Annotated in this window: 1 protein-coding gene and 1 pseudogene; both read right to left on the reverse strand. The window is 59.7% G+C overall.

All coding sequences use genetic code 11. From position 1 onward, the window contains the following. Positions 1-321, reverse strand: a pseudogene (locus tag LH128_RS25135) (IS6-like element IS6100 family transposase); the annotation flags it as partial. 39 nt (positions 322-360) lie between these two features. Further along, a partial coding sequence (locus LH128_RS25140; RefSeq protein ID WP_327195260.1) for a glycosyltransferase family 4 protein occupies positions 361-1,767 on the reverse strand: 1,407 nt, incomplete at its 5' end.

A 1,767-nucleotide genomic window follows, 5' to 3' on the forward strand; every position in this document is an offset into this window, starting at 1 on the left:
CGGCGACAGGTAGAAATCGATCGTGTCGCCCCGCTTGTCGACTGCCCGGTACAGGTAGGTCCACTTGCCCCGCACCTTGACGTAGGTTTCATCCAGGCGCCAGCTCGGATCAAAGCCACGCCGCCAGAACCAGCGCAGCCGCTTCTCCATCTCCGGGGCGTAGCACTGGACCCAGCGATAGATCGTCGTATGGTCGACCGAAATGCCGCGTTCCGCCAGCATTTCCTCAAGGTCGCGATAGCTGATCGGATAGCGACAATACCAGCGCACCGCCCACAGGATCACATCACCCTGGAAATGGCGCCACTTGAAATCCGTCATCGTTCCGTCCGTCCAATCTCCGCCAAGCATGCTCAAGCTTCACGATTTTTGCAACAGAGCCCGTCGTTGCATGGCGGCCATCGCTTCCGGCGCGTCGAGCAGGGCATTGACGGCTTCGGCAATGGCTTCGCTCGAGCGCGGGCGGATCAGCCGGCCGACATCCTGCGCAAGCAGTTCGCGCGCATGGACATAGGGCGTTGAGATGACAGCCTTGCCCAGCGCCACCGCGTAGCTCAGAGTTCCGGATGTGGATTGCTCCAGCCCCGGATAGGGCGTGAGGTAAATGTCACACGCTTCCAATTGGTCGAGTAATTCAGGCGTGTCGAGGAAGCGGTTGTCCCAAATGATGTAATCGGCGACACCGAGATGTTCGGCCAAGGCTATGAGCTTGTCGCGATAGGCCTCGCCTTCCTCGGCAACAAGGTTCGGGTGGGTTGCGCCGACGATGCGGTAGAGCGCCTCGGGGTGGCGTGCCACTATCGCGGGGAGTGAGCGGATCGCGTGTTCCAGCCCCTTGCCGGGGCCAAGCAGTCCGAATGTCATGAGCACCTTGCGGCCTGACAAGCCCAGCATCGACTTGAATTCTTCCTGGCGGCCGAATGGCCGGTCTGGCGCGCCGTGGTCGATAACTTCCAGAATGCCTGGCGGTGCGCCGTATTCACTCTCGAGCAAGTCGCGCGAGTGATGCGACATCACCATGATACGCGAGGCGCGGGTCACGAGATGGCGCAGGATGCGGCCCTGGCGCGCGGAAGGCTCTCCCAGCACCGTGTGGAGGGTAAGCACCAACGGTGCGGCCAGCAGATCGACGAACTGAATGACCATCTCGCCGTCACGCCCGCCGAAAATGCCGTACTCGTGCTGAAGCCAGACTGCGTCTACCCCGGACTCGTTGATCCGGCGGGCGACGCGGGCATAATCCTGCGGATCGCTGCGCGCGATGGTGTCCGCTACGTCCGTATATTCAAGAGGGTTTTCCGGATCATCCAGCGGATATACGTCCAACGCGATTTCCGGATGAAATTCGCAAAGCTTCTCAAATACGTCGGTGGTGAATGTGGCTATACCGCATTTACGCGGGGCGAAATTGCCTACAAGTGCCACGCGCATCTGTTTTTGAGGTTTTGTGCCACTAGCCTCGAAGATGGAATGGATGTCAGCGACTTCGCGCCCGAACTCAGGGTCTTGGAAAAACGGCAAGCGTACCATGAGAAGACCTTGAACGAGAAATGAACACCTCTCCTGAAGTCGCCGGCGTCGATTCAGTTTCATGCCGCGCTGCGAAATCGGACGATCCGATTGATGGGCGACGCGGAATGATGAGCCGGGCAGGACACTTCCTTTTCCCTGCGCGCCAATGCTCGAGAGTGGCAGACAGCCATCTGGTCGTCTGTGAAAAGCGCTGAAGCCCGCAGGGAGGCGTGGGTTTTGGTGGATATGAAGTAA

Source organism: Sphingomonas sp. LH128, assembly GCF_000293195.2.
Taxonomy (GTDB): Bacteria; Pseudomonadota; Alphaproteobacteria; order Sphingomonadales; family Sphingomonadaceae; genus Novosphingobium; species Novosphingobium resinovorum_A.